The 3388-nt window shown below is 34.7% G+C and carries 5 protein-coding genes; all 5 read right to left on the bottom strand.

Annotated elements, in window-relative coordinates; translation table 11 throughout:
- Positions 1-78: 78 nt before the first annotated feature.
- The gene (locus FU659_RS34645) at positions 79-276 is read right to left on the bottom strand and encodes a hypothetical protein (protein ID WP_315971409.1); all 198 of its coding nucleotides are present in this window, start codon (positions 274-276) and stop codon (positions 79-81) included.
- Positions 277-726: 450 nt separating this feature from the next.
- A complete protein-coding gene (locus FU659_RS38150; protein WP_261808250.1) occupies positions 727-978 on the bottom strand; it encodes a YdeI/OmpD-associated family protein in 252 nt (83 codons plus the stop codon).
- Positions 979-1007: 29 nt separating this feature from the next.
- Positions 1008-1295, bottom strand: a complete 288-nt coding sequence (locus FU659_RS38145; protein ID WP_261808249.1) for a YdeI/OmpD-associated family protein — start codon at positions 1293-1295, stop codon at positions 1008-1010.
- The gene (locus FU659_RS34635; protein WP_147951689.1) at positions 1280-2212 is read right to left on the bottom strand and encodes an alpha/beta fold hydrolase; all 933 of its coding nucleotides are present in this window, start codon (positions 2210-2212) and stop codon (positions 1280-1282) included. Before FU659_RS34635 ends, FU659_RS38145 begins: the two co-directional genes overlap by 16 nt.
- Positions 2213-2303: 91 nt before the next feature.
- A complete protein-coding gene (locus FU659_RS34630; protein ID WP_147951688.1) occupies positions 2304-3233 on the bottom strand; it encodes a helix-turn-helix transcriptional regulator in 930 nt (309 codons plus the stop codon).
- Positions 3234-3388 lie beyond the last annotated feature (155 nt).

Below are 3388 nucleotides of genomic sequence, written 5' to 3'. Positions count from 1 at the left end.
TGTGTCGTAACTCTCATTATACAGGATTTGGGGAGGTACCCTATTTTTTTGTCGTTTTAAACTTAGAGCCCCAAGGGCTCAGAGATATGAAATTGATTCGATTGTTAGAATTAAATCGACTTTGCTATTTTTCTTAGTAATTTGAAAATCTTTTGCACCTCTATTAATACTGAAAATACCACTTAAACCATTATCATAAAGTGATTCTATATTTTCATCAACAACAGCAATGGCAGGAACTTGATTTTTCTTTGCCATTCTTGCAATACCTGCAATGACTTTTTCTTATATTTCGAGGCAAAAGGTAATCCAGTGTCTACTTTGACTGGTAGTGCATCAATGTCCGTTCTTAACCCAATTATTGGATGGTCTTTATTGTCTTGTAACATTGCGACTAATCTAGTTCCAAGGTACTGGTGAAAATGATGTCTTAATCCGATCGTATAATCTTTGTTTTCCTTAGTTAGGTTCTTTACATTCATCTGTTATTCTTCTTTGTTTGTTTTATTCAATAGAATTGTCAAATTAAGTACAATACAGATATGCCTCAAAGGAAACTAAAAGACATGCTTTCTGTTAGAATTTAGGGTTCATGCCTTTTAAGGATTTTATTCAGTGTCTATTCTAACGGGCTTGACATTTAACGGCGTTTCTTTTTTTTGATTGATTAGCGAAATGCATAACCCCTTACATACTCTCTTTGCGACAATGAAGCAAAATGAAAATCTAGGGTCTTAACATTTCTCCCTTGTCCCATGAAACAATTAATCGATTCAATCTTCTTAGCCGAGTTTCTTCTTTTTTAGCACTCATTACCCACCAAATAGAATCTCTTCTGTACGAAGGTGGAAGCTGATTAAAAAATTCCCAAGAACTTGGATGTTTTCTAATTTCATCCTCATATTCTTTCGTTAAAGTAACGTTCCTATGAACGGAAGCATAACCTGTTTGATCATTTCTTTGATTGAAAACAGTCAATCCCTCAGGCCTCATTTGATTGTGTTCTATCAGTTTATGCACCTTTGCACATTAACTTTACTCCAGAGGCTATTAGGCTTACGTGGAGTAAAGCGAATTTTATAGCAATCTTCATCAACTGTTTTTCGTATCCCATCAATCCAACCAAATGACAGTGCACAATCTACTGATTCGGACCAAGTGAGACTTGCTTTATTGGTCTTTTTCTTAAAAAAAACTACCCAAATTTCACTAGCTGTTTGGTGATGAATATCCAACCAATCAATAAATTCTGTTTGATTACTAAAAAATAGCACTTCACTCATTTTTCCAGCCATTCTAAAATCATTTGATTAAGCTCTTCAGGTCTTTCTTCTTGAATCCAATGACCAGTGTTTAAACTCTTAATGTCTATATTAGGTACAAAATCTTTTATATTTGGAAGCGGCGGAATAATATCATTCTCACCATAAATCATCAATGTTGGCTGATGAAGAATAGGAGATACGTCACCTAATAAATGCCAATTACGATTTAAATTTCTGTACCAATTGATGCTTGGAGTGAAACCTGTCTTATTGAAGGCTGTGATATAAACAGAAAGATCATCATCGCTCATAACAGGTTCACCTAACGGCTGGGTTGCTTTAGCTAGATTAATCATTTCCATTCCTTCAACAGAGCCTTGTGATGGAACATTCTTTCGATATAAGTTACGAAGAAATTGGGCTGCATTTTCGTCTAATACAGCATCTGCAACACCTGGTTGTTTGTTAAAGTGAACAAAATAGTAATCATCGCCAAAAGCTTCTTCCATAAAATCAATCCAAGGTCTCTCTCCTCGAACTTGGTAGGGCAAGCATAAGTTAATCATTTTATTAACACGTTCTGGATGCAGCAAAGCCATACTCCAAACAACACTTGCGCCCCAATCATGGCCCATAAAAATGGCATCTTTGTATTGGTAGTGATCCAAAAGAGCAACAAGATCACCCGTTAAATGTTCAATATCATATTTTGTGACTTCTTTTGGACAAGAAGACTCTCCATACCCTCGTTGATTAGGAATAATAACGTGATAACCTGCTTCTACAAGAGGAGTCACTTGATGTCTCCAAGAAAAGGCATGCTCTGGCCATCCGTGGCAGAGAACGATAGGTTGCCCCCCATTTTTTTGTCCAGCTTCAAAAACCTCTAGCTCCACACCGTTACCTGAGATAAGTGTTGGTGTTGGAAATTCATAATTGTTTGTCATTTAACATCCTCCTAATTAAAATAAAAGTATCTTACAATGACAATATTATCATGGACGTTTGACAACGGTCTGTCAGCTTTGAGAAACTCACTTAATGATATTTGTCAGCCATCAATCTGAGTTTGGAAGCAATTTTTTTGCGCATTTCTTTTGGAGCTAAGACCTCTATATGCTCTCCAAAACTAAATATGAGAGAGAACAACCATTCTTTTTCGGGGAATGTAGCTGTAACAAGAAGTTCACCTGTTTCTAACACCGCAATATCTTCTTTATTAAAAACATCCTTCACACGAGACTTCATTTGAGGGGAAACTTTTAAGACAATTGTTGTCATTGCTGTTTGTTCATTTAATAATGCCATAATCTCGTGATAGGATTTTTCTCGACGTTCAAATGATTGATTTTCAATGTGAAAATCACTTATACGGGAAACTCTAAATATTCTGAAGTCTTCTTTTAAAAGACAATAAGCAAATAAATACCAAGTATAATTTTTAAATATGAGCGACATAGGCTCAACTTGTCTTTTGCTGACGATATTATCATAATTTCTGTAGTCAATAGTCAGTAAATTAGTCTGTGTAATAGCTTTCCTTAGCGTCTTAACTAATGCTTTTTGATTTGGAGAGTCTCCATAAGGATGTAAATCAATGATGATTTGTTCCATATGCAGCTTTAGATAATCTACCTTGTTTTTAGGAATGATATTTTGTAGTTTTTCTATGGATGATTCTAACTCAATGTCGTCAACTGTGAAATTAATATCCTTGAGAACAGAAAGAAGGGAGGACAGGTTATTAAGAGTTAGTACTTGATGATTTAATTTATAACTCTCATAAATGCTGAATCCACCATTGTTTCCGGAATGGGAAATGATGGGAATGCCAGCTAGATTGATTGTTTCAATATCTCGGTAAATAGTCCGGACCGACACTTCAAATTTCTCAGCCAATTCATTTGCTGTTACACGATTTCTATTAAGTAACATCACAATAATGGTTAACATACGTTCTATTTTCATCTTGTTCTCCTTAAAAATATATTTTTTTATTATGTAGTAGAATCAATTTCATAATACGCACTTTTAAAAAATCATAAAGAAACAGAATTTCGATGATTTCTTAAAAAAACGAATGAAATAGCTAATTATGCTACAGAAAGTTGTAGTTGGGAAAG

The sequence above is a fragment of the Paenibacillus sp. N3.4 genome (assembly GCF_008017805.1).
In the GTDB taxonomy this organism is placed as follows: domain Bacteria; phylum Bacillota; class Bacilli; order Paenibacillales; family NBRC-103111; genus Paenibacillus_E.
The sequence above is the reverse complement of the archived record's forward strand: the minus strand, read 5'-3'. Positions and strand labels throughout refer to the sequence as shown.